This is a genomic window from Halorussus sp. MSC15.2 (assembly GCF_010747475.1).
GTDB lineage: Archaea > Halobacteriota > Halobacteria > Halobacteriales > Haladaptataceae > Halorussus.
Map to the genome: position 1 here is coordinate 17,430 of NZ_VSLZ01000011.1, position 24,515 is coordinate 41,944.

Consider the following 24,515-nt stretch of genomic DNA (forward strand, 5'->3'; position numbering starts at 1 on the left):
CACGACTCCGAACGTTACGATCACTACCCGCGAAGACATGCCTTACGAGGCGAACACCACCTACGAACTCCGTGGTCGGGTGTTCGACGTGCGGGGCCACGAACTCACCGCGGTCGTCTCGCTGAACGGCGCGAACCGGACGCTCGTGCTTGACGTGAACGCCACGCCCGAGACGACCCCCGGCGCGGTCGCTACCTTCCAGACGAATCTTACCCTCTCGAAGCAGGTCAACGTCATCGAGGTCCATGCGACCGACCCGAACCGGCGGTGGGCACCCGACTCTTCAGACGTGAACGCGACGACTGGACGAGACGTGCTCCGCCTTGACGGCGACGGCCTCCCCGACACCTACGAGCAGAACGTCGTCGGCACCGACCCGCTGGACCCCGACAGCAACGCGACACGGACCGCCCAGAACGAATCTTCGAACAACATCACCGATGGCGTGGAGGATCTCGATGGCGACGGCGAAACCATCTACGAAGCATATCGATTCAACCTCGACCCGCTTGACAACGATACTGACGCCGACCGTCTGCTTGACGGCTTCGAGTTACAGGTCCAAGGTATCGATCCTGTAAGCAATGATACCGACACCGATTCGGTCTTGGACGCCGCGGAGGACCTCGACAACGACACGCTGTCGAACTACCGTGAACAGAACACGAGTACAAATCCAGTTCGAGCGGACACCGATATTGACGGTCTGAACGACTCGGAAGAACTGGCGAACGGAACGGATCCCCTTGCGCCCGATACTGACTCTGATGGACTGCCCGACCCCGACGAGTACGAGGTCGGAACGGACCCGACTGTGGCCGACACCGACGGGAATGGGGTGCTGGACGGCAACGAGACGTTCTCGACCGAGACGAAAAATGAGACGGTCGGCGCGGCGGTCAATATCTCGGGCAAAGGCAACGTGGCCGACACAGTCACCATCCAGAACGAGACCAACGAAAACCTCAAGTCTGGCCCTGTACGAAATGCTTCAGCTTCTGAAATCCTACATTTCGAGGCCGAAAGCGAGTTCGAGAGCGCGAACCTCTCTATCGACTACAACGAGAAGCAAGTCAGTGATGAACGCGAGCTTGCGGTCTACACCTATAATCGGATGCTCCAGACGTACGTGAAACTCCCGTCGACAGTCGATAGTGCGAACAACACGGTGACAGGAACGACGCCCCACTTCTCCACATTTACCGTCTTGAACGAGAGCCAGTGGGAGAGACAGAAACAGGTCGACCCACGACCCAAGTACGTCATTAACGAGAGCTTCAAAAACTTGGACGATTGGAACTGTACCGGCGACTGTGACGGCGGTAACGGCGTGGTCGTTGGTGCTGGCTCAGATAGTAGCCAATCGTTCGACGCGTCTGGCATCAATGCACCGACACAGGCAGATGGCTCAGACTCGTTTACGGATGAAAATGAATCATCTACGCGTTCACTCTATCAAGCCATTCAAGATTCGAAGACGGGGACCGGACGGATTGGAACTGAAAAGTTCTGTGAGCCTACAGAGCCGAACTGTAGTAACCCGATTCCAACGTCGACAACAACAACGACGACGAAGGATCCGTCGGACCCACCAACTGGAACGTCGATTCCGGGCCGAGGGGGCGGTGAACCGATTCCGCCATCGAAGCTCACTCGATCGGTCGAGCTTCCGACTGATTCATCGGAGATTGTAGTTAATGCCTCGTTCGAGGGATCTGCAAAAGAACGGAATGCGACTGCCCAAGTTCTGCTAATCACGGACTCAGACAAGTACACCGTATTCGACGTTGACGGTAAGGATGGTGAGTGGGTTAGTAAATCTAAATCTATCGAGAAGGACCTAACTCATGCCGCGGGAGAGACTCTGACTGTCCGAATTTTAGCGCTGAACATGTCGAATATCGAAGTAGAGTACTTCGATGTCGAGATTACTCGGGATAGCGACGGCGACGGCCTCTCGAACTCAATCGAGCAACTCGGTATCCTGACTGGCAATCAAGACCGTGTTCATACAGACCCGTACGACACTGATACGGATGGAGATGGCCTAACGGACGGCGAAGAAGTCGGTCAGAAGGTCGACAGCGAAGAGGTCGAACGTGACTACTATTTGCTGAACAGTAACCCGGCCAAAGTTGATTCCGATGGGGATGGACTTGACGACTACGAGGAAACGAACGAAAAATGGACTGTCAGATACACGAAGTCGAGCGAGGATTCGAAGGCATTCCTTGCAGCCCTTTACGACGACAATAGTGACCCGGGGAACCATCTTACGCCGCGGACAGCCCACCCCGATCCGATACTGGCAGACTCCGACGACGACGGGATTCGAGATGGGAATGAACTCGAACTCGGAACTGACCCATCGCGGGCGGACACCGACGACGATGGGATTCCCGACAACGATGAACTTGACTACGATACCGATCCGACGCTTCACGACTATGAAGGGCCGGAAATCAGTATCCTACAGGCGATTTTCGAGACGACCGCCAACCCACCCGAGACGACGTATCGAATCGGGTATAGTGCGAGTGACCCAAGCGGTGTAACGAGAGTCCAATACGTCAAGGAAGGCGAGACGAAGATAGATTCCACGTTCTCGGATGCACCAGATGGTGTGAGTGGAACGAGAGAGTTCACGACTGGTCCTGTCGAATCAATCGACAGTGCACTCGGTGGGACGACCGTTGACGTGAAGGCGACCGACGGCAACGACAATAGCCGGCAAGTCGTCGCACTGGAGCGCACGAACTTCTACGGGGAAGTTGCAGACGAACTCGGCTCGGACGACATCTACGCGAAGAAGGTTGCAGACGACCTCGGCTATCTCTCTGGTTTCTCGACGGGCGCAGGTAGCACCGTCGAAATGGTGAGGGCCGTCGCCGAGAACTCGTTCAGTTTCCTCGATTCTATTACGCAGGTCGTCACCATCCTCCGAAATCTCGGACTTCTTGACGACCTCATCAAGGCTTTCCCGAAGCAAATTGAGGAGAACCAGAAGCGCAACAATCCCTACGATGAGGATACGGAAGCAGAATTGTACACGGAGTACCGCGTGGCCTGGTACGGGGGGTATATTTCTTACACGCTCGTTTCGATGGTGGTCGGCGGTCAGGCGACGAAAGCCGCGAAGAGCACCAAGACGTTCGGGAAAATCGTCGATACACTTGACCGGAACGGTCGGTTGAGGACGGCGAGTAAGTATCTAGATACGGTCGAAGACCGGACGACTGGGAAAGCAAAACGGGTGACATTCAAGTTGGGCGCGAGGGCTGCAAAGGGTAGCGTACACTTGAGCAGAAAGAGTGGACGGCGGGTTCTGTCAGGCGTGAAAACGGCGAGTGTGAAATACGACGTTCGTCAGAAACTTAGTAATGCGGAAGGTGGCACACTCTCGAAATTCAACCGGTACAACGAAAGGGTTCAGGAGAAACTCGGCCAAGTTCTTGTACGTAGCGACAGTCCAAAAAAAGGTCGGTGACGGCGGTCAAAACTACGTCAATCTGCTTGCTGACCTTGACGATATTAATCCTGAAACTGCTAGACGATTGAATAAAATCGAACGTGCCGGTGAGGACGTCACCCCACTTGTTCGAGCCTACAAGAATGGCGATATCGACGGAAACGACCTTCGGCGAGCCTCAAAGCTGTTGGATAATACTAACAAAGAATATATTTCTAGTGGCGATATTACTATCAATGAACTTCTTGATATCGCGGATAAAAATGACTTGGACGATGTCCACGTTGTCGTCAAAGATACTGATGGAGACGTGCGACCGCTACTTCAAGGTCGTTACAACCCGGACGATACTACGAAGGATAGTGGTTGGGTGTATATCAAGGGTAGGCACATTCACGGCGAGCAAATGGATGACCCTAAAAAGGGGGCTACGGACTTCTTCCCGATGGGACAGGAAATAAAAGGTCGAAACTTAGAGCCTGCTAACGAGATGAAGAAGAAGGATATTAAGAGGATGGCATACCAAGCTGTGAAAAACTCAGATACAGATCGGCAAGACCGGATAACCTATGACCTTGGTCCTAAACTCGAATCTAGGACTGGTGTAAGTAAAATTCGAGTTGTCATTCGAAATGGTCATATCCGGCAAGTATATCCGAAAACGGGGGACGCCGTTCATAAGTGGATTCAACAACTCGGTAAATGGGAAGACGAACTAGAGAGCAATTAAAGAGGAATCGAAAGAATGGTCTCCAAGATAGATAACAAGTTCCAAATACAACTGAAGTACGATCCTGAGTTTGAGAAACTCATCGCGGATGGCAAGATGCCAGACGGTCGAATCAAAATCCGGGTTAATGACGAGTACCTCATTGGTGGTGAGGACCATTATGTTGAAAGTATCATGACGGGATTAACGCTGGTTGACTTGCTGAAAGCAGCAGAGAACACTTTAGCAGGTTTCAGCGGCGATGTTGAGCTACTCGATAGTGGGACGTACCTCGTTATTGAACCGCATGAGGAAGGGATGGTTACTCTTACTAAGTGTTTTAGCCCGACTGCTGTCGAAGATCAGAGTGAACGTCATTTTGATCCCTTTGTGGTAACAAAGGATGATGTAATCTCTGAAATCATCCGTATTACTGAGGAATGGCGAGACGACGCACTTGACGTAAATCCCGACATTGAGACCGTAGAATGGTTCGAAAGACTACAGCAATCGATAAGTGATGTGAAATTGGAGTACCAATAGTATATATATAAAAAATGGTGGACTTTAGATTCGAACCGTCCCCTGAATTGAAGCAGTATATGAAGACGAACGACATCGACTACGTTGTTTATAGGTCTGGCACGTAATCGACAAAATATGCAAGACTGGGAAATCCAGTTTTATTCGCCAACTATCCCTAACTGTCGATTCATACATCGATTTCTTTACGCACTCGTCGTGCAAGGAGTCCGGTACAACACCGGAAAGTACCCAGGGAAGTACAGAATCATTCCTATTAATCCAAATGAGGAGATTGCTCAAAAAGCATCTGGCGAACAAGAGTATACCGAGCGACTCGCAGACATTGTGAACCTCTACACTGACTTTGACCCATCAACAACCGAGATGGGAATCGACCTTACATATATGCAAACCACAAATCCGATTCATTTCAATCTTGGTCTCGTACCAACTGACGAGTCAGGATGCCGAATCCAGTTGTCTGTTGTCGGGACTGAGGTCCAAACGGACGACCGATTTCAGTCGTTTGTCGATCTTTGTGCGGGTGTGTTCCAGCGCGTTGATCTCCCTTACGGGTCATTTAGAGGCGAATACGACAATTGGTTGCCGACAACAACTGAAGCGTTCCTTCAAGAACGACTACGGCGAGTCACATTCTTATCGGCTGAACTCGTTGATGAAATTGGTCGTCGTAAAATACTCTCAGCGCCGACCGAACGCACCGTAGAGTTTGCTGACGAAGGAGTGGTGCTCGTTACCACTTCGGGCCCACTCCAAGACGGTGGCCGAACTCAAGAACTAAACGAGTATCTCGGTCTACAAGACTAAATATAACCTCGTCAATTCCCTCTAATACCTCAGTCATATTGCCACTTCGGTAGTAGTCAGTAAGACGAGACCACAATCAAATATTGGAAGATGTTCTTTAAGCTAATAAAATGCCGAACCGACTGGAACTGAGTAAGTCCACACCAATCCCATACGCCACGACTACGAGGAATAGTAGTGCCGTTAACAGTGCAAAAACGTTTTCACCTCAATTAGGTCGTCGATTGGTAGGCCTTCGTCAGAATCGTTACGTCCTCATCTAACTGGAGTTCGAGTTTGAGAGCGTCGTCGTATCGTTCACTACTTGGTGACCGATACTGGATGCCGCAGTTCTCCAAACTGATGGTGGTGTCCGTTTCTGCGAGCTCGTCGATTTGTTGTATCTGCTCATCGGTTGCGTCGTACATGTTAATCCCGATGAGTCCACGGTCGTCCCAGTCAAGCGTGGCGTAGTTTGCCGCCTGCCGCCGGTCGACGACGCCAGTGATGTTTCGCCGGGTTTCGCGTTCCGTTTTGATTTCGTTCAGTTCTTCTTCCGAGAGCGGGCGCTTGTGGACGCAGATATCTTCGTCATTCGGGAGTTCAGCCACGAACAGTGACTCCGCCCCTTGAACAGTGATGATATCTAATTGCGTTACTGCTCGAGTCAACGCCACGTAGAACAGTCGGCGTTCCTCCTCGAGAAGGTAGTCTGCATTTTCCTCTTGGTACTTCTTCGGGGGGTGGTTCACCGGGTCTGTCCATTTGTCTGGACGGAAGCTCGGGAAATGGCCTTCGATCATCTTCGGGATGATAACGTGCTCTGCCTCGGAACCCTTTGCATCGTGAACAGTTCGAATATCAACTTCGTTCGGAAGTTCCCGCTTGAGTTTAGAATAGAAGATGGGGTCACCGCCCATCTGTCGGAGCAGGACTTGCGTCTCATCGGCGGCGTATGGCGAGTGCCGCATGAGGTTCTTGATTTTCCGAATCATCGAATCGTTTAGCTTGTTGTCGAAGAGGTCGCAACCAAGGTGGTGGACGGTAAGCGGATCACCACCGGGATGTCCTTTCGGGTCTTTCTCCGTTCGAATCTCGTTATTCTTGATGACAACGTTGCTGGCCTTGACAACAGTATCTGGGCACCGATGATTGGATTCGAGCGTGCTGTCTGCGTATGCCTCGTAGTTGTCCAATTTGGGGTTCTTATCGCTGAAGACCTCAATCGGAGTGGCGGCAGCTTCCTCGTAGTTGTCGGCCTCTAAGTGTTCCCCGAAGTCGATGAACAGGTTTGGCCGGGCACCACGGAATCCGAAGATGCTCTGCCAGTCGTCGCCCACTCCGAACACGCGAACCTCATGGGGTTGCTGAGCGAGTTGTTTGACCATGCTGAATTGCACAGGATTCAGGTCCTGCATTTCGTCTACGAAGACGTGTGTGTAGAGGTGTTCGCTTTCGACTTTCTCTTCTTCCAAGAGGTCGCGTGTAAGGACGGTTGCAGCGTGGAAGTCCATTTTTTCGACTTTGTCGAAGACTTTCTCGAATTGGCGATAGGCGGCGATGGCTAAGTCTGCGAATTCCGGAACTCCCTCCGGGATTTCCTCGTCGTCGTCGATTTCGTCGAGGAATTCCTCGACTTTCTCTTCTGTTTCCTCAGGCGTCCATTCGCGGACGCGTGCATGTTGGATGAAGTCCTCCACTTTGTCGACAACTTCCCGCTCAAGAACGTTCAGGTCATAGACGTGGTCTTTGAAGTCTTGGCCGGTGAGACGCGAGGAAGTATCGACTCCGAGGTCTTCCAGTTGGCGTTCGAGTTCGTTCGTAACCTTGTTTTTGAACTGGTCTCTCGTCGTTTTATTCCAGGCGATAGTGTCGCTCGGTGCCTCCAACAGTTCCTCACCGTCTAATACCACCCCTTCTTTTCCGTCCGGGTCAAACGTCTGCTCCGGATTCGGTGTGAACAGGCGCTCGATAGTTTCTGCTCGTTCGCTATTGAGATTCCGATAAAAGGGACGTTCACTCCGTGTTTCTTCGGACGTGCAATACTCGATGTAGATGGTGTTCCCTTTGGCGGGTTCGACGAGTTGGAAGTCGAGGACGTATGCGCCAGTGGAGGATGGTGCCCAGTCGAGATGGACTTGGTAATCGTAGTCGAGTTCGAGTGAAGTCAGGTATTGTGCAATTGCTTGGTGAGCGAGGTTCTCTTCCGGTATCGAATCGGTGTCAATGGATTCCCCGCCGACCAATTTCGATTTGCCCGTGACCGAGTTGTATTTTTGTTCAACTGCGTCGATGTCGTCGGGGTTGTAGTTATCGCGCTTCCAAACCTCCATGAACTCCTCATAGGTCCCTTCATGGGAGGGGTTAGCTTTGATGTCGCGCCAGATATTGGCCAGTTCAGTCTGTTTGGCTTCCTCGACAAGCAGTTCGATATCGGGGTAATGGGACTCTGCCACGCTTTTGGCATACGAGTCCATGGTTCGGACATCAACACCGGTAATGTCGAACGTTTCATCCAGTTCTGTCTCCATCTCGTTTGCCCCGTTCCGAGTGAACGTGAACGCAAGCAAATCGTCCTCGCTCACGTCGTCGAATTCTTTGAGAAGAAAGTGGACGCGGCGTCCGAAGGTTGTCGTCTTCCCCGTGCCTGCTGCGGCGTTCACCCGATTGAAGTTGTCGTTCCGGAATATTGCCTGGAACTGATTATCGGTATGCTCGTGCGCGGGATTGTCGAAGTAACTATTCAGGTCGTCTGCGTGGTTTTGTTTCATCCGTTCGACCCATTCCTGGTTGAATGCGTCACGGGTTTCGATGAAATCGATAACCGTTTCGAGGCGTTCGGCGACGGTCTCTACGGCTTCCCTGTCGGTTTCGTTGAGCCCCTCTTTGTGGTTGAGGAATGGTTGGAGACGGTCGTGAGTTTGTGTTGCCTGCTCGTATTGTTGCAGGGCTTCTTGAACGGTTAGGAAGTCAGTATACTCCTCATTGTAGTTCTCTTGCCACTCAATGAGTTGTTCGCTGATAGTGATGGCACCCGGCGAATCGTCTGCATCGAGGAGAACATCGTCCGGGTCAAGATTCTCGACCGGTTTGGTCTTGGATTGATTCTCGGTTCCGCTTGAGGAAAACAGTCCGCGAAGGTACTCCATGATACTCGACATATCCGCGTACGATGGTACAATTTTAGATAAATGTTCCCTTACAACTCATCCGCGTTCGGTCAAGTTGGGAAATCGAGAAACTGTGTTCTGTTGACGAGGTCATGGGAACAATCCCTCGCGTGAACGTCGGTAGAACGCACTATACACGTTCCTAAACGTTCTTCTTCGCGGGTTCACATAGACATAGAATTTATCAGCTTCAATGAACTGAGTAATTAGCATGTCCGAAATTAATCGGATACCGGAAAAATCACGGCGGTGATTCCCGATGGCGAATCGAGCTTCGTGAAATGGATTAGCGATAAACAGGACTGGCTTGAGAACATCAAGAATGACTGACGACATTCAGGGCCTCATCGAACTGAGCATCAAGTATGACGAAGACTTCGAATAACAGGTTACCGGAAATGGTCGTTCGTACAATCCTCTAGCGAATTTGAAAATAAGAGCTGGGGACACAGCTATCTCCGGTCCTGAAAAGGGATACACGGGCGTCTATCTCTTAAACTTCCTTGGGGAAGCACTTGATGCAGTCAAAAAGATAAGACAGGATGAGAAGAAAATCATCATGACTGGTGATGGTCCTACCTATATTGTATTCGAATCGAAAAATGAGAACGAAGTGGTCTTCGCCAAGTGTTTCACCAAATCGGGTGCAGAAGAGTCGGAGGAACGACTCTCCATCGAGCCTGAAGTCGTTGTCAGCAAGCAGGCTCTAATTGAAGAGATACTCCGCTTCTCTACTGAGGCGATAAACAAGATTATTAGCTTGGACCCCAATGTAACGAACCACAATCAAATACGGGAATTCCGAGAGCATCTGCAAGAAATAAAGAGCGCTCAGTAAAGTGGGAATCCCAATCGAAACATCCCCAAAAGCGAATTACCGGCGTAAAAGAACGAGCAGACGTAGACAAATAGTTAGTAAAAGCACAATTGTAGAGCCACTAAATTATAGTACGATATTGAGAAAGTGGGGGTCGTTATCGGTCACAACGGACAAGTGATACCAGCGTATCCCCCAGGTCAAAATGTCCCGAAATGGGATAACGCATGGGAAGATGACTGACAAAGAGAATATGTTCGAGCTGGTCATTGATTACGACGAACAGTTCCACGAACAGGTCCAAAGTGGGGACCCAAACCCATTAGCGGACCTCACAATTAGAGCCGGTGAGTATGACCTGACTGGTGCATCCGGTGATAGGTTTTATCTTGATGATTATGTATATTTCAACCTACGAAAACAATTGGATGCGATTGAGTCTATCCTCGCCGGAAATAGGAACGAGTTGACATTTTATAATATTCCTAATGACCTTATTCTTGACCCTGAAAATGCGACTATCTTCGTGTCGCTAGTGAAGTCATCCGGTGAACCCAAAAACGATGCCGTACCCGAAGATGGTGTCCCAATCACGATGAGAGCCTTTATTGAGGGTGTCGTTAATGCAGCTGAGGAATTCCACGAGAAAGTTATTGAGGTGAATCCAGACCTAGAGGATAGTGAACAGATGCGGACATTACGTGACCTCATACAGAACGCCAAAGAAAAATTATCCGATATTAATTGAATATATAATGTGTTCATAAATGAAAATTGGAATAGATGTGTGGTGGAAGTCTCAATTAGCGTTATAAGATTATCTTGACGGTCCACGGTCGTAGTCGGTGCTTCGTAGAAAATCAAAATATGAGGGTTGCTCAATCACCGCACTTCACCGAAGTGGTGAGCATCACCAGACTGTCGTTCTGCAACCTCGAAGGCTTCCACAGTCGACTTCACTACCGCCGGAATGTATAACCACCCAACGGCTTTCAACAGAGCCTTCCGCCCCGTCCCACTCCGCCGGTTGAATCTGACGAGTTTCCTCGGCAAGGTCACGAATATACGCTTGAAGTGCGTCCATCTCGTCACGAGCGTCGTCGAGCGTTTTCGCTTTCATCTTCGCCTTAATCTGGTCTTCATCCCATGTTCCGGTTCCCCGCTTGAGTTTCACCGTGAGCGAAAAACCGACGTCGCGCCGCTCGATGGACTCCGTCGGTGACAATTCGTCATTGGTCGATTTCGACTCGGTCGCTGCACGAGAAAACGAGTTGTATTCGAGGGACGACTTCGAGTCCCCCGCACCTCTCAGGGAGTGTAAAACTCACGCGGTCACTCCATCACGGGGTTCACTGACTGCGTAACTGTTCTGCACCCAAGAGAAGATAAGACGACGTTTGACATTCACCCTCAGAACGCTTTAATTCGGTCGGCTAAGTTCTCAAGAACGCTTGGGAGTACATCCCACTAGTTGCTTGCGTCCTCTGCATCGTCACCAGGCGTCGTTGCATCTAGCGGTGGATGAAAGTGCGAGCGGGTGTTGTGGCTGTTCGAATGGCGGTCCCATCGACATTCCCCGTGGTCACCATCGGTGAACTGCACGGAGTAGTGGACGGTGAACTCGTCTGTTTCGTACCACCGAATCTGGAGATACGCCCGGTCGATAGCCGCCGGAAGTACCCCATATCGTACTCTGCCACGACGGAACTCGGCGCATAATCTGGCTGGGACACGACCTCAGAGAACCGCTGGTTTCATTCGAGGTGTTGGCTAGCCCTTTGGGTGGCCCCTGGTGGCGGTGACATCCTATGGCTACCTGTCGGTCTCTCAGTTCCAGCGGTAGACACGGACGGGGTGAGCTACGCGGAGGAGGACATCAATTATCTCCGTCGATTACTCTTGTCTCGTCCGATTTCATAATATATGGGTCCTACGCATAGGTATAGAAAAACCCCGAGAGCTATCATAGTAAGCATCCCGTTTCGGGTAAGATAATGGCCCCCATCTGACGCTCCTAATACAACTCCGTATAGAACCATAATAAAATAGATATCGACGTATAAAGATACGGAATCCTGAGACGTAGATGATGACTCTTCGCTATCCCGTCACACCCAGTAGACGGAAGGCTTGAAGGTCAGATGACCAACCGTCCACCCTCGAGATCGAATCCATCGAAGCCATCGACACTCCGCTCGGCAGCCCGCTCTTCGAGTTCCTCAAGGTCGACACCTCTTGAACGACCGCTTTTCGATTTCTCGAGGCCGGTTGAATCCAACAGGACATCCATCATCCCTCCGAGGGCGATGGACCATCCCCGTTTCTCTGCATGGTCAAGGACCGGATGGGCGTCTGGTGCAACCTTCGAACTGCGTGGAGACTCCGACGGGTTCTCCTTGATATAGCCGCCGCCATGCTTCGGACAGGTTCCCAGATAGTCTACGTGGCGTTCACTCGGCACCTCACCGGCGAGCACCTTCTCCTTGACCGTCTCGAAGTCATCCTGCAACCGCTGTGACCACGTCTCATCCGGTTCCCAGATATCGACCCAGACGACAGGGTAGTCGGCGCGGTCTTCGCCGACCACGTGAACGTACCAGATGATGAGCATCTTCGAGAGCTTCTTCCGGAGTGCGGGGACGTCCGTCCAATGGTCGGCCTCAGCGATGGCGTTATAGTCGACCATGCTGAGGACGAGTCGCTCCTTCGGACGAACCAAATCATCGTCGCCGGTGAGCTTGAGCGGCGTCACCTTGAGCTCGATTCCTGCATCTGGGAAGTCCGGCTTCGGAGAACTGTTGATGGGAATCCCGAAGTAGCCCTCCTCGATGACATTAGCAGCACCGTGTTTCGACCGAGCGCGCTCGTCATCTGCCATCCCGAGGATGTCTTCGCTAATCTCCCCGAACGTCTCTCCTAAGAGTACCTTCGCGGCTTCGCTAATCTCTTCTTCTGTTGCATCTTGGCCGATAGGTTCGAAGTCCATCTTCTTTGACCCATCGTACCGGTCTCATCACCGGGTTTTGAACCCCTAGGTGATAGACCTGAACAATTGTATCACTTGCATTAAATCCTGGACGTAAACTGTAGGTACTGATGAGTAAGAGGGCTTATCCAGAATTCATCTGGGCGAAGGCGTGGGAGGTCTCCATCTCGGGGTCCTGGTTGAGCGTCCTCCCCATCTGCTCAATCAGCCCCACCACCAACGCGTTCCCCATGCAGGTATATCGCCAGTTCTCGGGCATTCCTGTGTCCGTCCATCCATCGGGGAAGTCCATGAGACGTTCGACCTCGATAGGGGTTAGGATACGGAGGTCGCCAGTCGCCGGGTCCTCAACGACGTGTTTCTCTCGTCCTGGCGAGGTCGTTCCTTCGCTGGTCAAGAGAGTCCGGGATGGGCGATCGAGCGGATCGGGGAACGGAATCGCCCCCTCGCTAAACGTGTACTCGTATCCCTCGTCGGTCACCCGTTCCTCCTCCTTCGAACCCTTCATGTACTCCCATCGTTCAATCTCATCCTCTGAGAGGTAGTACTTCTCAGGGACACCGCCAGTCTCGAGAACGTCACCGAGCGTCGTCTCCCACTCACTCTCAGGGTCGACATCCCGTGTCCAAACATCACCATCGACCATCGCACCGGACTTCTTGAAGTGGAACTCGAAGCTCTCGCTCGTCTCCTTCGGGTCACCGAGCAGGGAGGCGTCAGGGTTCCGCGCGACCGGGAACTGTTGTTGCTGGCGGTTGTCTACCGGAAACTCCCGGGGGAAGAACCCCCGACGGGTGAAGTAGTTCGGCTGGTCACCGTGTGATTCCAGCCAACCTCCCCACTCGGTGTCTCGACGCGCACCGAAGATGAAGACGCGTCGTCTTTTCGTCGGGTACCCGTAGTCGGCGGCGTTGATGACCCGCCATTCGACGTTGTAGCCGATATCGTGGAGGCAGTGAAGAAGAACACCGAAGTCGCGACCACGCTGTTCGGTCGGTGACCGAAGGAGTCGATTCACATTCTCCAGGAGGAGATACCGTGGGCGTTTCTGCCGCGCGATACGTTCTATATCCCACCAGAGCGCACCCTTCTCCCCTTCGATACCCTCCGCCCCGGTTTGGGCCACCGAGTAGTCCTGGCAGGGGAACCCACCGACCAGCAACTCATGGTCCGGGACCTCGGTCTCGTCAATCTCCTTGATGTCCACGTTGGTGTGGTTATCATCACCAAATTGACTGGCATAACAGTTGGAGGCGTGCTGGGCCTGGATGCTAGGCTCCCACTGGTTACTCCAGATGACCTCGTGCCCAGCCTCCTCAAGTCCAAGTCGGAAACCCCCAACGCCAGCGAACAGTTCGACGACCTCAAGTCCCATTCTGGATGGGCCAATGTGAGACCGGGAATTGAATCTATCGCATTCTTCCACCAGGGTATCTGAAGCATGAACTGTTCCCCAATATGCCAATACAAGGCCATCTCCTCGAATTTCCGACGAGCGGCGTTGGTCCATGCTGTTAGTATACCTTCTACGGGGTCTTCGTGCTCACTCAGATGCGAAAACCAAAGCATCTCGTCCGAGATAATTTGGTCAACCCGGCGCTTTGACCTATCGCGACGAAACTTCACCTTCTCTTTCAGTTCAGCCTGCTGCTGGCTGTACTCCGCATGTTCCTCGGCGTGGCACTTCGGCGGCAAGGAGTACTCTGCTGCAAACCCCTTTGTTCGGTCAAGCGCATTCTGCCTATATTACGCTCCGAAGTAGTGACTTCCGTCCCCCTGTTGTACCCTAAGATCCCGAGATATCGTCTTGTAATCGGGGAAACCATGAGGGAATATTCGGGAGATGGTCCTCCATGAATGGATGTATCAGCCATCCTCCAGACGAGGGGATCGAAAGCTCTTTATCAAGGGAGTGAGGAAGCCGTACCATGTCCAAGTCCCTGACCGCGGTCGACCTCTTCTGTGGCGGCGGCGGATTGAGCGAAGGATTTCGGCAAGCTGGTGTCGAGATAACACATGCGGTCGACATCGATGAAGGAGCCTGTGAGACCCACCGACTGAACCACCCTGAGACCGAGGTAATCGAAGCGGACGTCTGTGATATCGAACCCGAGGACCTCCCATCAGACATCGACCTCCTCATCGGTTCTCCGCCCTGCAGTGAGTTCTCGTGGGCCAAGCAAGGCGGTGGTGGTGACATCGATGAAGGGATGCGGCTGGTCAAACGGTTCCTCTACTTCGTTGCGGAACTTGACCCTGATTACTGGGTCATGGAGAACGTTCCCCGACTGGATAACTATCTGCCGGAACACGTCGAATACGCTGATATCCCGTGGCTCGACCGTGAGGGCTCGCTCGACCTCGAGAAGCACATCCTCGACGGTGATGACTACGGAACCCCGCAGCGACGTAGCCGTCTGTTCTCCGGCCAGTTCCCGTGTCCCGAGCCATCCGACGAACCAGTCTTCAGCTTCGGTGAAATTCGCGAGCACTTCCCGCGTCCCACGGACAGTCCAGCCCCCGAGAGTACCATCACTGACCCGAACTACGACATCGAACTCCAGGAGAACGAACTGACCGACCATTTCTACAACAGCCACGTCACGAACCGCGAGGCGGAAGAGATTCGACGCCGGAAGGAAGACCACTCCTTCTACGGCAAGATGAGCTTCCCGGACGACCCGGATGTCCCCTCGCGGACTGTGTTAGCAACAAATCGTCGTGTTGCACGCGAGACGCTGGTGATGGAAGAAGAGACCGCACCGGATGGGTTGAGCAGATTCCGTAAGCCGACGATTCGAGAGATTGCGACCATCCAGGGGTTCCCGATTACGTACCAGTTCACGGGTACTTCGCAAGCCCAGAAATGGCGACGAGTCGGTGATGCCGTCCCACCCACCATGGCCTTCCATCTCGCCCAGGCCATCCAACGGGATGCAGGAGTCGATGTGGCCGAGCAACCGGAGGTCAGCCAGGAATGCCCACCTATCGAGACGAACCTGAACGACCGTGACACATCCTGGAAGGGACGTCGCAGTCTGAGTATCGCCCGAAACTTCCGCCATCACGTCCCGCTCGACAACAAGCAAGCGTTCCGTGTCGACGTTGAAACGGACAAAGACGCCACCCCAGAACGGCCGACTGCAGCCGATATAGATGACGCTGTTGCGCATCCTGTCGAATACGGCGTCATCTTGTATCGCGGATATTCGAGTGACGTTGTCTCGAAACCGATTTCTCTCCCAGAGGCGACGGAGTTCGTCGAGTCGATGGTCAGCCAGCACCCCGACCTCGCCGCCCAAGTTGCCTCGTGCCTCGACGGATTCGTCACAGAACTCGGGCCAAATATTCCAGATTGCACCACCCTACAGGCGATTCGATCGCGACGCCATGAACGCGATGAGCCGTTAGAATTTGACCTGCTATCGACTATCTCCGCCTACGATGGATCTGGCGTTGTCGATTCCGCATTCCCGAAGGACGAGTACGAATCTGTGACGGTGTCGCTGCCGGAGGTGTTCGATGGGACCGACCTTCCGGTTCGTGTTCTCATGAAGACAGTCGGAGCGGCCTACCTTTCGGTGAAGCTCAACCATTGTGCGAAGTGGCTTCGCACGCATCCTGAGGACGCGTACCTCTCGGATGAGGACGCGATTACTGCGGCAGCGTTCGAGTCCGCGCCCTGCCGATTCGACGATTCGAGAGTCGCTGAAAGTAACGATTACGACTGCGTTGACGAATGGGTGGACGACCAACTACAATCGATGGTGATGCAGGCTGGCGGGAAGATTCCAGCAGAAAGCGATTAACAAAGCAAGTGTACGTACATCTGTTCTGAGACCGGAACAGTCTGGTTATGGGTGGCGGACGTTACCTTCCTTACTTCTCTGAGAAGTCGTTCAGTTCGGCCTGCGTTGGGGCGGTGTCGTCCGGTAGGAAGGCTTCGATTGGTGCAGAATCTTCAGCGCGTTCCCGAGCACGCTCCCAGAGAGCTTCTCTTTCGACCTTCTCTGAGCGTCCGTAGTCGACGGTGTCGATACCAGCGGAATCGGCAAGCATCTTAATCAAGAATCGGCATGGGATTCGCCAACTCCGTCGTTCCGGTTTCTCTAGATGTGGATGGCCGCTTGAGACCACAAAGGAACCGGGTTCCCGGTTTGCAAAGTCATAGTTATGCTTCGGGCACGTTTGGAGGATATCATTCCCCGCTTCTTCTTGGCTGAGGTCTTCTCCGTCGAGTATTTGTTGTCGGATAGCTTCATACTCTGCTTGGATTTGTTCGTCCAGTTCTTCCGATGGGGACCAGATTTGCCACCACACGAATGGGAAGTCATCTCGTTTGCCATCGTCGTGGACGAACCAGACGATGAGGAGGTTCAGGAATTTTCGCTGGAGTTTCTCGATATCTCGCCAGTGTTCTGTTTGTGCGACTTCCTCGTAGTCTATCATTCCGACGCTGAGCGGTTCCTTGGGATAGAAATAATCGTTGTAGGATATGTTGAGTGGTTTGCATTTGAGTTCGAGTTCAGCTTTTCGAAAGTCTGGTTCGGGGTCGTTGTCTAACTCCATCCCGTAGTAGGCTTCGAGCAGTTCTCCGAATTGGCCTTTTACTTTGACAGGGTCGACATCGGTGACGTCTGTTTGAGCGATTTCACCGGTGGTATGGCCGAGTAACGCGTTTGAGGCGCGTTCTATTTCGGCACGTGATGCGTCCCGGCCGATAGGGGTTGCGTCCATAACATGGCGTGGACCACGGCCGATAGTTATAGATACCTAATTACCTCAAGTTGGCAGTTCCCTCTTTGATGGAGAATGAATAGAGACTGAAAGCCTCTTCTCTAGTCACCAAACTCTATCTCGAGACCCTTCGACCATAGACAAAGACAAGGAAAACAACCAATTTCGATGGGCGTATATTGTTTGTTGGTTGGCGTATCGGACGGGAAACCGTACAGTGTCTTCCTAAATAGGGTTCACAGTGGAAAAACCTGCACCCACCAATTTGTCCGATGTACTGAAATTTATCTCGTCGGACTGGCTAGCTTTTCGAAATGTTAAACCAGTACATTGCAATTGAGAAAACTGATGAGCAGTGAAGGAGACTTCCGTCTAGACGAGTATCGGAACCAGCTACAGACGAAACACTGGAGTTCTGGAAAGACTGGCCCTGTGCGGAAGAAACGCGAGGCCAACATCAATTGGATTGGCCAATTATCTCGCGAAAACCTAGAACACAACCAGCGAGAGAAACAAATCGAAATGGTGGAGACAAAAGAAGGAGAGCGACTCCTCATCCAATATCCCGGGAAGGAAGCTATTCGGGATGAAGATGACCACCGCCCGTGGGATTTCCGTCCACGTACATTATTCCCGAATGGCTCCTATGGGCCGGACCTCTCTTTCAGGGATGTTTGGGATACACTCTTCGAGAAATTCGAAGCACTCGGAGAAGAGGGTATCGAACCCGCCCGCGCCCTTGCAGCTCTCTTCTACCGGATGGCCTTCATGGTCGATCATAGACGAGACTATGACGTCGAAACGCAGACTCGTCGAATCAACGGTGCAGACGAACCTCTGAGCGAGTTCTGGGGGGAGCAGCATCCGACTATGCTTCGATACGAGCCACCAGTGGATGTGGTTCAAGCTCTGTCGGAGGTCGTCCCGGAATTAGGCGGAATGAGCTTGGAAGCATTCCTGCATTATAACGATTTGATGGCGTGGAATGAGGACTGTAAATACTACTATGGGAAAACTGATGGTGGAGAAACAGACTGGGACTGGCCGCGCACTGGACGAATCAACACCCTTCTGACGCATATCTCCATCCTTGGAATCATCACTGGCGACCTCAATCTGTCGGGGGTGCTCAACAAGTTCCAAAGAGGGAGAGGTGTCGGACCAATCACTCGGAGCGAAGCTGAAGCAATCACTGACGGTATACTTGGCGCAGAATAAGAAGTTCGACCTCGAACACATATAGAGGGTTGCTGTGATTGTTCACCGTTGGATGTGATGAAGGCTAATCACTCAGCAATCGGGAGAAGAATCCACCGGAGCTGTCTTCGTCAGACGCGTCTTGTGCTTCGGCTGACGGTGCGGTGTCCATCCCGGTTTCATCGACACCGCTGAGTAGTTCGTCGACGGAGTACCCAATCCACTCGGCGAATTCCTCGGGAGCACCGATATAGACGCTGCTCGAGGATTTTTCAGACATGAATCGCTTGGGTAGACGTTTCTCATAGTCGTATACTTCGTAGTCTTCGCGGTCGAAATTGGCGGTGATTGCGTTGGGTTCAGACTCGAATGTGACGCGACCGCCCTGTATGTCGCGCTGCCATTTCATCCGTCCCGTGTCGTATGTTTTCTCGGCGGGTTCCTCAGCGGGGAAGTACTCTGGTTGTTCTCGATTGGCTTTGTCGTAGAACTCGCGGAAGATACGGCGCACGTCCTCGATTGTCCCCGTTCCGTCAGTCCACGGTTCCTCGGTGAGCATCCGTCGGGCAACATAACTGAAGATTGGATTCTGTCGCTCCAACACATCCGAAAGGTCTTGTTGGGCTTCACGGAACCCTGGGTCCTCGGGGTTCGAGGGGAATGAGACGTCCATGCTCAGAATCTTCATGCGATTCCGGAATTCCGATTTTGGCAGTGCGTCGTTCGTGGTGAAAATCAAGCAGGGCTGGTCGACGCTGGTCGGCGTCCAGTCACCCCAATAATTCCGGATTGGGCTCCATCGCTGGATTTTCTCCTTCTCCGCGTCGATGATTGCGTATGGGAAGCTTGTGTCCCATTCGCGGACGCCACGTACCTCCTTGACACCGACATCGTCTGCGTCAACCCCAGAAATAACCGTGTTGTCAGAGACGAGTCGGAGAATGTACTCGGTGAGTTTGTCCTTCCCGGCGTCACTCTTTCCTTCGATGTAGAGATGCTGGAGGACGTTATCGAGTGTCCGTGACGGCGACGACAATGACTCAGCGTACTGGTTGGCGAATGGAGCCCAAAATCCGTAGAGGAATGCTTCATACATCTGTGCCATCACCGCGGTCTCCGATTGGGTGTGGCCGTGGTCATCGACCGTCTGGATGTAGTCTTCGATGGTTTCCAGACAATGATTCAAGACTTCGGGTGTCGGTTCCTCAGTGGCGACCAGAATCATCTCATCGTCTTCGCCAATAACAATCTGTTCGGCTTCAGGAAGGACAGACATCGTTGGGATGGATGTCGATTCCTTGACTTGGGTGGTGTACGCGCTTAGTGGCGCGGTGATGCTGTGGTCTTCAACGGTCGCGCCGCGGTTTCGAAGACTCCTCCCGAATTCGTCAGCGGAATCTTTGTCCACCTTGCTTGTCCCCATTCGAATCTTCTCGTCAGGTGCTCGAACGCGCGGCCGGTCAAGCGTGTCCGTCAAATCCGTCTCGTGGTCTGATTCGACGAGTCCAACATCCGGCGACTCATCATCGTCTTCACTCTGGTCTGAGTCCTCGTTGGCTGTCGACTCACCAGGTTCAATGACGGTCCGGTTGGCATTCTCGGGATCTTCGACGAACGCGACCGTTTCATCGGCTTCGTCTGGATTATCAACGACGGCGGTGACTTTGTCTGCGACATCTTTTAAATCCTCGACGGCATCCTGGTTCAAGGCGGCTGTGTCGCTCACGTCAAGGTCTCCCGCACCGACCCAGTACTCGATTCGGTTCTCTCGCTCTTCCGGTGAGTCGGCCGCCTCAAGTGCTTCGACCAAGCCTTCTAGGAGTGTCTGGTCGCTGTATTCCTCGCGGTATTCATCGATGAATCTCTTGAACTCTGTGTCTAGTTCTGTCCCGGTTTCGGTTGTGAAGACTGAAATCTGGTTTGTGTGGTAGTCCCAGGAGTTCCGTGAGAGATTCGCAGATCCCTGCACGAGCTTCACTGTATCGTCTGGCATTACGACACGGTAGATTTTCGAGTGGACTATCTTTCGATTCTTCAGTCGCACTGTCAGTCGGTCGTCTTGCCGGAGTTGCACTAGCGACCGAGCGGTTGAGACGGCATCGACTTGGTCGGCGTAGTCGTCAGCATTCCCGATGAGTACGTCTAATGACCCGATATCGTAGTCGGTGAGCATCTTCACCATCAAATCGGGGGTTTCTGCGTACGTTACTGCGTCTACATGGCGGGCCCCTTCGAAGAGGTCGAGGAAATCGTCTCGGTCTTTCACCATCGCCAAACGGTATTTGGCTGCGCCCGATCCGTAGAATTCCGGCATGTCCGCGAATCTGTCGAATGAGATGTTCGCGGTCAGTTCATCCATACCACACCATATGAATAAATCCCAATAAATCCATCTGAAAGACAAGAGTGGTTCCTACGGGGTAGCCGTTGGCGAACAGGAGTTCGAGATATTCCAGTACTGACTCCGGGTTGGTGTCGAGTGGTGTGGCGGTTCCGGTTAGTGGGGTGAGTGTGACGTGGTTCTCACCGCCGACCGAGAGACGACCGTTCTCACGGCCAAGCACACCCATAGACTTCAATCCTACCGATTCACTTCGACGCACCATTCTATTCCTACTTGAGGTGCGTTTCGCTCCCAGCCACAGACGCTGTTGGCGATGGCTTCTCCACGACCCCCATTCCCGTACAGTTTGTAAGGACAAGACACGAAACGGCGAACACCTCCTGACGGTACAACTCATGGAGGGTGGTATCCGCGGCGAGTAACCATGCTAACTCATCGATGGGTTAGCATAGCCACCACGACATGGTGTCAGCGACACCCCGACACTCCACCCAAAATACGCTCACAGGATGTCGAGGATCTCAAAGTCTTCGAGGTTGATGCATTCCAGGAGAACAGCGAATTCATCGAGTTCTCGAAGCGTGTATCTCAATTTTTGTCTCGGCGGAAGGGAGAAGACTTTCGGGCGTATATTGTTGACGCCATGTCGGAGGACAACACCAGTGATTCAGCTGCTCCGCACGCTACTTGGGTTTCAAGAGAATCCGTCACTGGATTCCGTTCTGGGTGACTGTGTAGGTTTCTTCGGCAAGTTGTTCGAGTTGTCGTCGGTACATGACGATGTTAATCGGTTCTTCGTTCTTCTGGCGTGGTGATGTGTAGTAGAAGTAGAAATCGGGGGCGTTCACGTCGGTTTTCCCGTAGTTGTTTCTGTTTCGGAGTTCAGTGGCTTTGTCGTTCGCTGTTGTTCTATCGAATCCTGCCGCGGCGAGGTAGTCTTGTAATGTGTCTCGGTCAACGAGCAGGCACTCTATCTCGTTGATGTGTTCAGCTTCGAATGCTCGGCGGTCGACCGTTCCACCAGACGTAATCCTTCCTGGGATAGATACGATGTTCGACTCGAAGGCATCGATACTTTCAGATGAGGCGTCGATTTCCACGCGTGGTCCAGGCAAATCATCATTATCTACATCGTCGTCGGCTCTGAGGCTGGCTTCATCCCGCCACATCACGCTGGTTGTATCACGAGGGAGAGCATCAGCGTCAATCTTGAGCTGTTTGTGGTCGCCTCGCTCGATGAGTATCTTCTCACCGTATCTTGTCTGCTTTCGCCTGAATGCGTAGACGTCCACCATCCAGATGAAGAGATAGTAATCGGTGTTCTTGTCTGGTTTGAATAACCATCCTTTGCGTTTTGTACCGTTCTGGATGGAGTCGATTTCGAGCGCGAATGTCGGGAGTGGGTTATTAAGATAGTCGGTCTGTGCCTTCTCGTCGATATGAATTTTAGACCCGATGCCGGGAATGGATGCGATGATGTCTGAGCCTTGCCGCTGTATATCTGTCTCCGTCTGCCGTTCTGTCCGCCAATCCAGATTCTCGTACAGATACTCATCGAGGAAGCGACCGACCTTCCGCTCATTCTTATGGTCGTAGTCTCGATTACTCATCGGCTCGCCTCCTGTCCCTGAGCCTGGGAAATCGGTGGAGAGAGCGTAGGTTCGTCGATTGATATCGGGAATTCACAGACTGAATACGCATACGTGTAGAATGCCGGAACCAGCCTTCTATACTCTTTTATTTGAGGGTCATACCGACGGTTCGAGTAGGTGCAAACTCGTTCCGCGTGCTTTCGATTATATCGGTGTTGATTGCTGATGACATGATTGGGGAGTGCTATTCAAGTATGATAACCGATTGAATCGGTCTACAGTATTTTTCTAGTTTCACGTGTTCTGTTTGTTGTTCCATCTGCTCATTCCTTTTTTAATCGATGTTAGTGTGGTCTATTCACTGATTGGGAGATGAACGGTCGAAAGTGGTAGTATTCTGAAAATGGTTCTCTGGAATTGGAACGATGCAACACTCAAAGCCAAACGACACGGGTGAAACCTCGAGTTCGTTATCTGAACCGATAGAACAATCCAGTCACCCGACACGGCGACAGTATCTCTACGGAATCGGATTACTTGGAACGACAACCCCGTCAATCATCCCGCTAACCAAACGGAAGCAGGACAACGAGGATATCGAGACTCTCAATTTCCTACTGGAGGTTGAGTTGCTGCATCGGGCGATGTACCGTCTTTTCTTAGAAAATGCCGATGAGGGAAAAATCGAGACCTCAGAGTATGCCCAACGTTTCAGTCAGGTTCAACAGGATAGTCTCTACGAATCAATCGAAGAGTTGTTCAATCACGAAGATGCACATGTTTGGCGGCTCCGAAACATCATCAAGGACCTTGGCGGTGAGCCTGTCGAGGAATGCGAGTACACGTTCGACTTTGTGACGAAGAACGGTGTTGACGACAAACAATTCTATGATACAGCTGCAGAAGTAGAGACGGTTGGAACAGCGGGTTACGCAGGTGCCCTTGCTGATTTAGGGGCTCATGAATCGGATGCACGGTCGATACATAGTGTTGAATCCCGTCATTCTACATACACCCGATTCCTTAACGCGGAAGACCGCTTCCCCAATGTGTTCGATATAAGTCTCAGTAAAGAGGAAGTCAGAAATCGATATGAAGAATATCAAGATTGTTAGGAGAGGCAGATGAGACAAAAATGCAAAGATATAGTTTTCACTTGGGAATTCTGGCTCATCCCATCTATCTTGATTGTTGTCCTGATTGGTTTTGTCGGTCTTGGGTTTCTACTTCCGTCCGCAATGATAGACAGCCTAACTTTAGATTCGAACAACCAGGGATATACATCGACCACATCCATACGAATCGATGGAGAAGAGTTGATACTTCATCTTGACTGCACGCCAGAAAACTCGTATATCGCTACAGACACTCGTGTCTACGACTGCCACTATAATTCCTCCAACGTAACCAATCTTGAACGGAAACTCAACATCTCCCGTGAGTTAATCAGAATCCAATGGCTGCGGATATCCGACGGTACTGTCATCAATCAACGGCGACAAGCTCACCGAGTAAATATCGAGAAAGCGTTGGGAAGAGATCAATATCTGAACGGAACATTCCCGATTTACGCGCCATCGGAGGCTGGTCGATACGAGATGACCGCTGGTCTCACACCGGCTCTTGACGGAGGAGCCACGCCAGAGCAATGGCGGGACGAAACCAATAAAAGACCTATCCATGTCTATGACTCCAGGCGAGTCGTAGCGGTGCTGTTTCGACAGCTTATCGTTCTTTTCGAGGGTGTAGCTATCGTAGGTGTGCTTTTCGTTGGTGCAAACCTGGCTGTCACGTTATACAATCGAATCGAGCGGAAGATTGCTGCGGACGATTCAGATAACGATACTATCGAAGACGGGGTGCAAGAGCGAATCTTGGAATCGCTTGAAGAGACCGGGAATTTAGTTACGGCAACAGCGGTCATGGGGTATCTCCAACATCACGGTTGCACACCAGTCTCATATCACGACGTCCTACGTGGTCTCGTAGAGTTAGAAAATGAAGGATTCATCCAGACAACTGGACCAAACAGCACGAGTTACGAACTCACGGAAGAGGGACAGCGATATCTTACTGAGAACCCCGACGAAGAAACGGATTAAAGATACAGAGAACGAGACTCTCTATTCTATAGGTTCCAGCACTGATTGTGGGACGCCCCT

16 protein-coding genes are annotated in these 24,515 nt (G+C 52.1%); 10 read left to right on the forward strand and 6 right to left on the reverse strand.

The window, feature by feature from the left end; all coding sequences use genetic code 11:
• The first annotated feature begins 37 nt into the window (after positions 1-37).
• The 4 genes from FXF75_RS21480 to FXF75_RS21495 all read left to right on the forward strand — a co-directional run bounded on the left by FXF75_RS21480 (position 38) and on the right by FXF75_RS21495 (position 5,531).
• Complete coding sequence (locus FXF75_RS21480; RefSeq protein WP_163524112.1) at positions 38-3,487, forward strand: hypothetical protein; 3,450 nt, start codon at positions 38-40, stop codon at positions 3,485-3,487.
• Entirely contained in the window at positions 3,453-4,199 is a 747-nt protein-coding gene (locus FXF75_RS21485) for a hypothetical protein (RefSeq protein WP_163524113.1), read from the forward strand. Before FXF75_RS21480 ends, FXF75_RS21485 begins: the two co-directional genes overlap by 35 nt.
• Positions 4,200-4,214: 15 nt before the next feature.
• The gene (locus FXF75_RS21490; protein WP_163524114.1) at positions 4,215-4,721 is read left to right on the forward strand and encodes a hypothetical protein; all 507 of its coding nucleotides are present in this window, start codon (positions 4,215-4,217) and stop codon (positions 4,719-4,721) included.
• Between the two features lie 117 nt (positions 4,722-4,838).
• Positions 4,839-5,531 carry a hypothetical protein gene (locus FXF75_RS21495; RefSeq protein ID WP_163524115.1) on the forward strand — a complete coding sequence of 231 codons (693 nt, stop codon included), beginning with the start codon at positions 4,839-4,841 and terminating at the stop codon, positions 5,529-5,531.
• Positions 5,532-5,743: 212 nt separating this feature from the next.
• Here the strand turns inward: FXF75_RS21495 and FXF75_RS21500 are convergent, their stop codons facing one another.
• Complete coding sequence (locus tag FXF75_RS21500) at positions 5,744-8,671, reverse strand: UvrD-helicase domain-containing protein (RefSeq protein WP_163524116.1); 2,928 nt, start codon at positions 8,669-8,671, stop codon at positions 5,744-5,746.
• Positions 8,672-9,107: 436 nt separating this feature from the next.
• Here FXF75_RS21500 and FXF75_RS21505 point away from each other — a divergent pair, with 436 nt between their 5' ends.
• Complete coding sequence (locus FXF75_RS21505; RefSeq protein WP_163524117.1) at positions 9,108-9,518, forward strand: hypothetical protein; 411 nt, start codon at positions 9,108-9,110, stop codon at positions 9,516-9,518.
• A 214-nt stretch (positions 9,519-9,732) separates the two neighbouring features.
• Complete coding sequence (locus tag FXF75_RS21510; protein ID WP_163524118.1) at positions 9,733-10,245, forward strand: hypothetical protein; 513 nt, start codon at positions 9,733-9,735, stop codon at positions 10,243-10,245.
• Between the two features lie 1,389 nt (positions 10,246-11,634).
• Here the strand turns inward: FXF75_RS21510 and FXF75_RS21515 are convergent.
• Positions 11,635-12,483 carry a MutH/Sau3AI family endonuclease gene (locus FXF75_RS21515; protein WP_163524119.1) on the reverse strand — a complete coding sequence of 283 codons (849 nt, stop codon included), beginning with the start codon at positions 12,481-12,483 and terminating at the stop codon, positions 11,635-11,637.
• Positions 12,484-12,607: 124 nt separating this feature from the next.
• Positions 12,608-13,858, reverse strand: coding sequence for a DNA (cytosine-5-)-methyltransferase (gene dcm / locus FXF75_RS21520; protein WP_163524120.1), 1,251 nt, complete (start codon positions 13,856-13,858; stop codon positions 12,608-12,610).
• Positions 13,859-14,411: 553 nt separating this feature from the next.
• Between dcm and FXF75_RS21525 the strand changes: the two genes are divergently transcribed.
• Positions 14,412-16,292 (forward strand): DNA cytosine methyltransferase, encoded by a 1,881-nt coding sequence (locus tag FXF75_RS21525; protein WP_163524121.1) that lies wholly within the window; start codon positions 14,412-14,414, stop codon positions 16,290-16,292.
• Between the two features lie 70 nt (positions 16,293-16,362).
• Here the strand turns inward: FXF75_RS21525 and FXF75_RS21530 are convergent, their stop codons facing one another.
• Positions 16,363-17,220: a MutH/Sau3AI family endonuclease gene (locus FXF75_RS21530; RefSeq protein WP_163524122.1), complete on the reverse strand. Its 858-nt coding sequence runs from the start codon at positions 17,218-17,220 to the stop codon at positions 16,363-16,365.
• A gap of 348 nt (positions 17,221-17,568) precedes the next feature.
• Here FXF75_RS21530 and FXF75_RS21535 point away from each other — a divergent pair, with 348 nt between their 5' ends.
• Positions 17,569-18,438, forward strand: coding sequence for a hypothetical protein (locus FXF75_RS21535; RefSeq protein ID WP_163524123.1), 870 nt, complete (start codon positions 17,569-17,571; stop codon positions 18,436-18,438).
• 64 nt (positions 18,439-18,502) lie between these two features.
• On the opposite strand, the gene FXF75_RS21540 is transcribed toward FXF75_RS21535, so the two are convergent.
• The gene (locus FXF75_RS21540) at positions 18,503-20,776 is read right to left on the reverse strand and encodes a hypothetical protein (RefSeq protein WP_163524124.1); all 2,274 of its coding nucleotides are present in this window, start codon (positions 20,774-20,776) and stop codon (positions 18,503-18,505) included.
• Between the two features lie 692 nt (positions 20,777-21,468).
• The gene (locus FXF75_RS21545) at positions 21,469-22,371 is read right to left on the reverse strand and encodes a hypothetical protein (protein ID WP_163524125.1); all 903 of its coding nucleotides are present in this window, start codon (positions 22,369-22,371) and stop codon (positions 21,469-21,471) included.
• Positions 22,372-22,778: 407 nt separating this feature from the next.
• Between FXF75_RS21545 and FXF75_RS21550 the strand changes: the two genes are divergently transcribed.
• Together FXF75_RS21550 and FXF75_RS21555 are read left to right on the forward strand one after the other, a co-directional pair.
• Positions 22,779-23,468 carry a ferritin-like domain-containing protein gene (locus tag FXF75_RS21550; RefSeq protein ID WP_163524126.1) on the forward strand — a complete coding sequence of 230 codons (690 nt, stop codon included), beginning with the start codon at positions 22,779-22,781 and terminating at the stop codon, positions 23,466-23,468.
• A gap of 123 nt (positions 23,469-23,591) precedes the next feature.
• Positions 23,592-24,455 (forward strand): hypothetical protein, encoded by an 864-nt coding sequence (locus FXF75_RS21555; RefSeq protein ID WP_163524127.1) that lies wholly within the window; start codon positions 23,592-23,594, stop codon positions 24,453-24,455.
• The last annotated feature ends 60 nt before the right edge of the window (positions 24,456-24,515 follow it).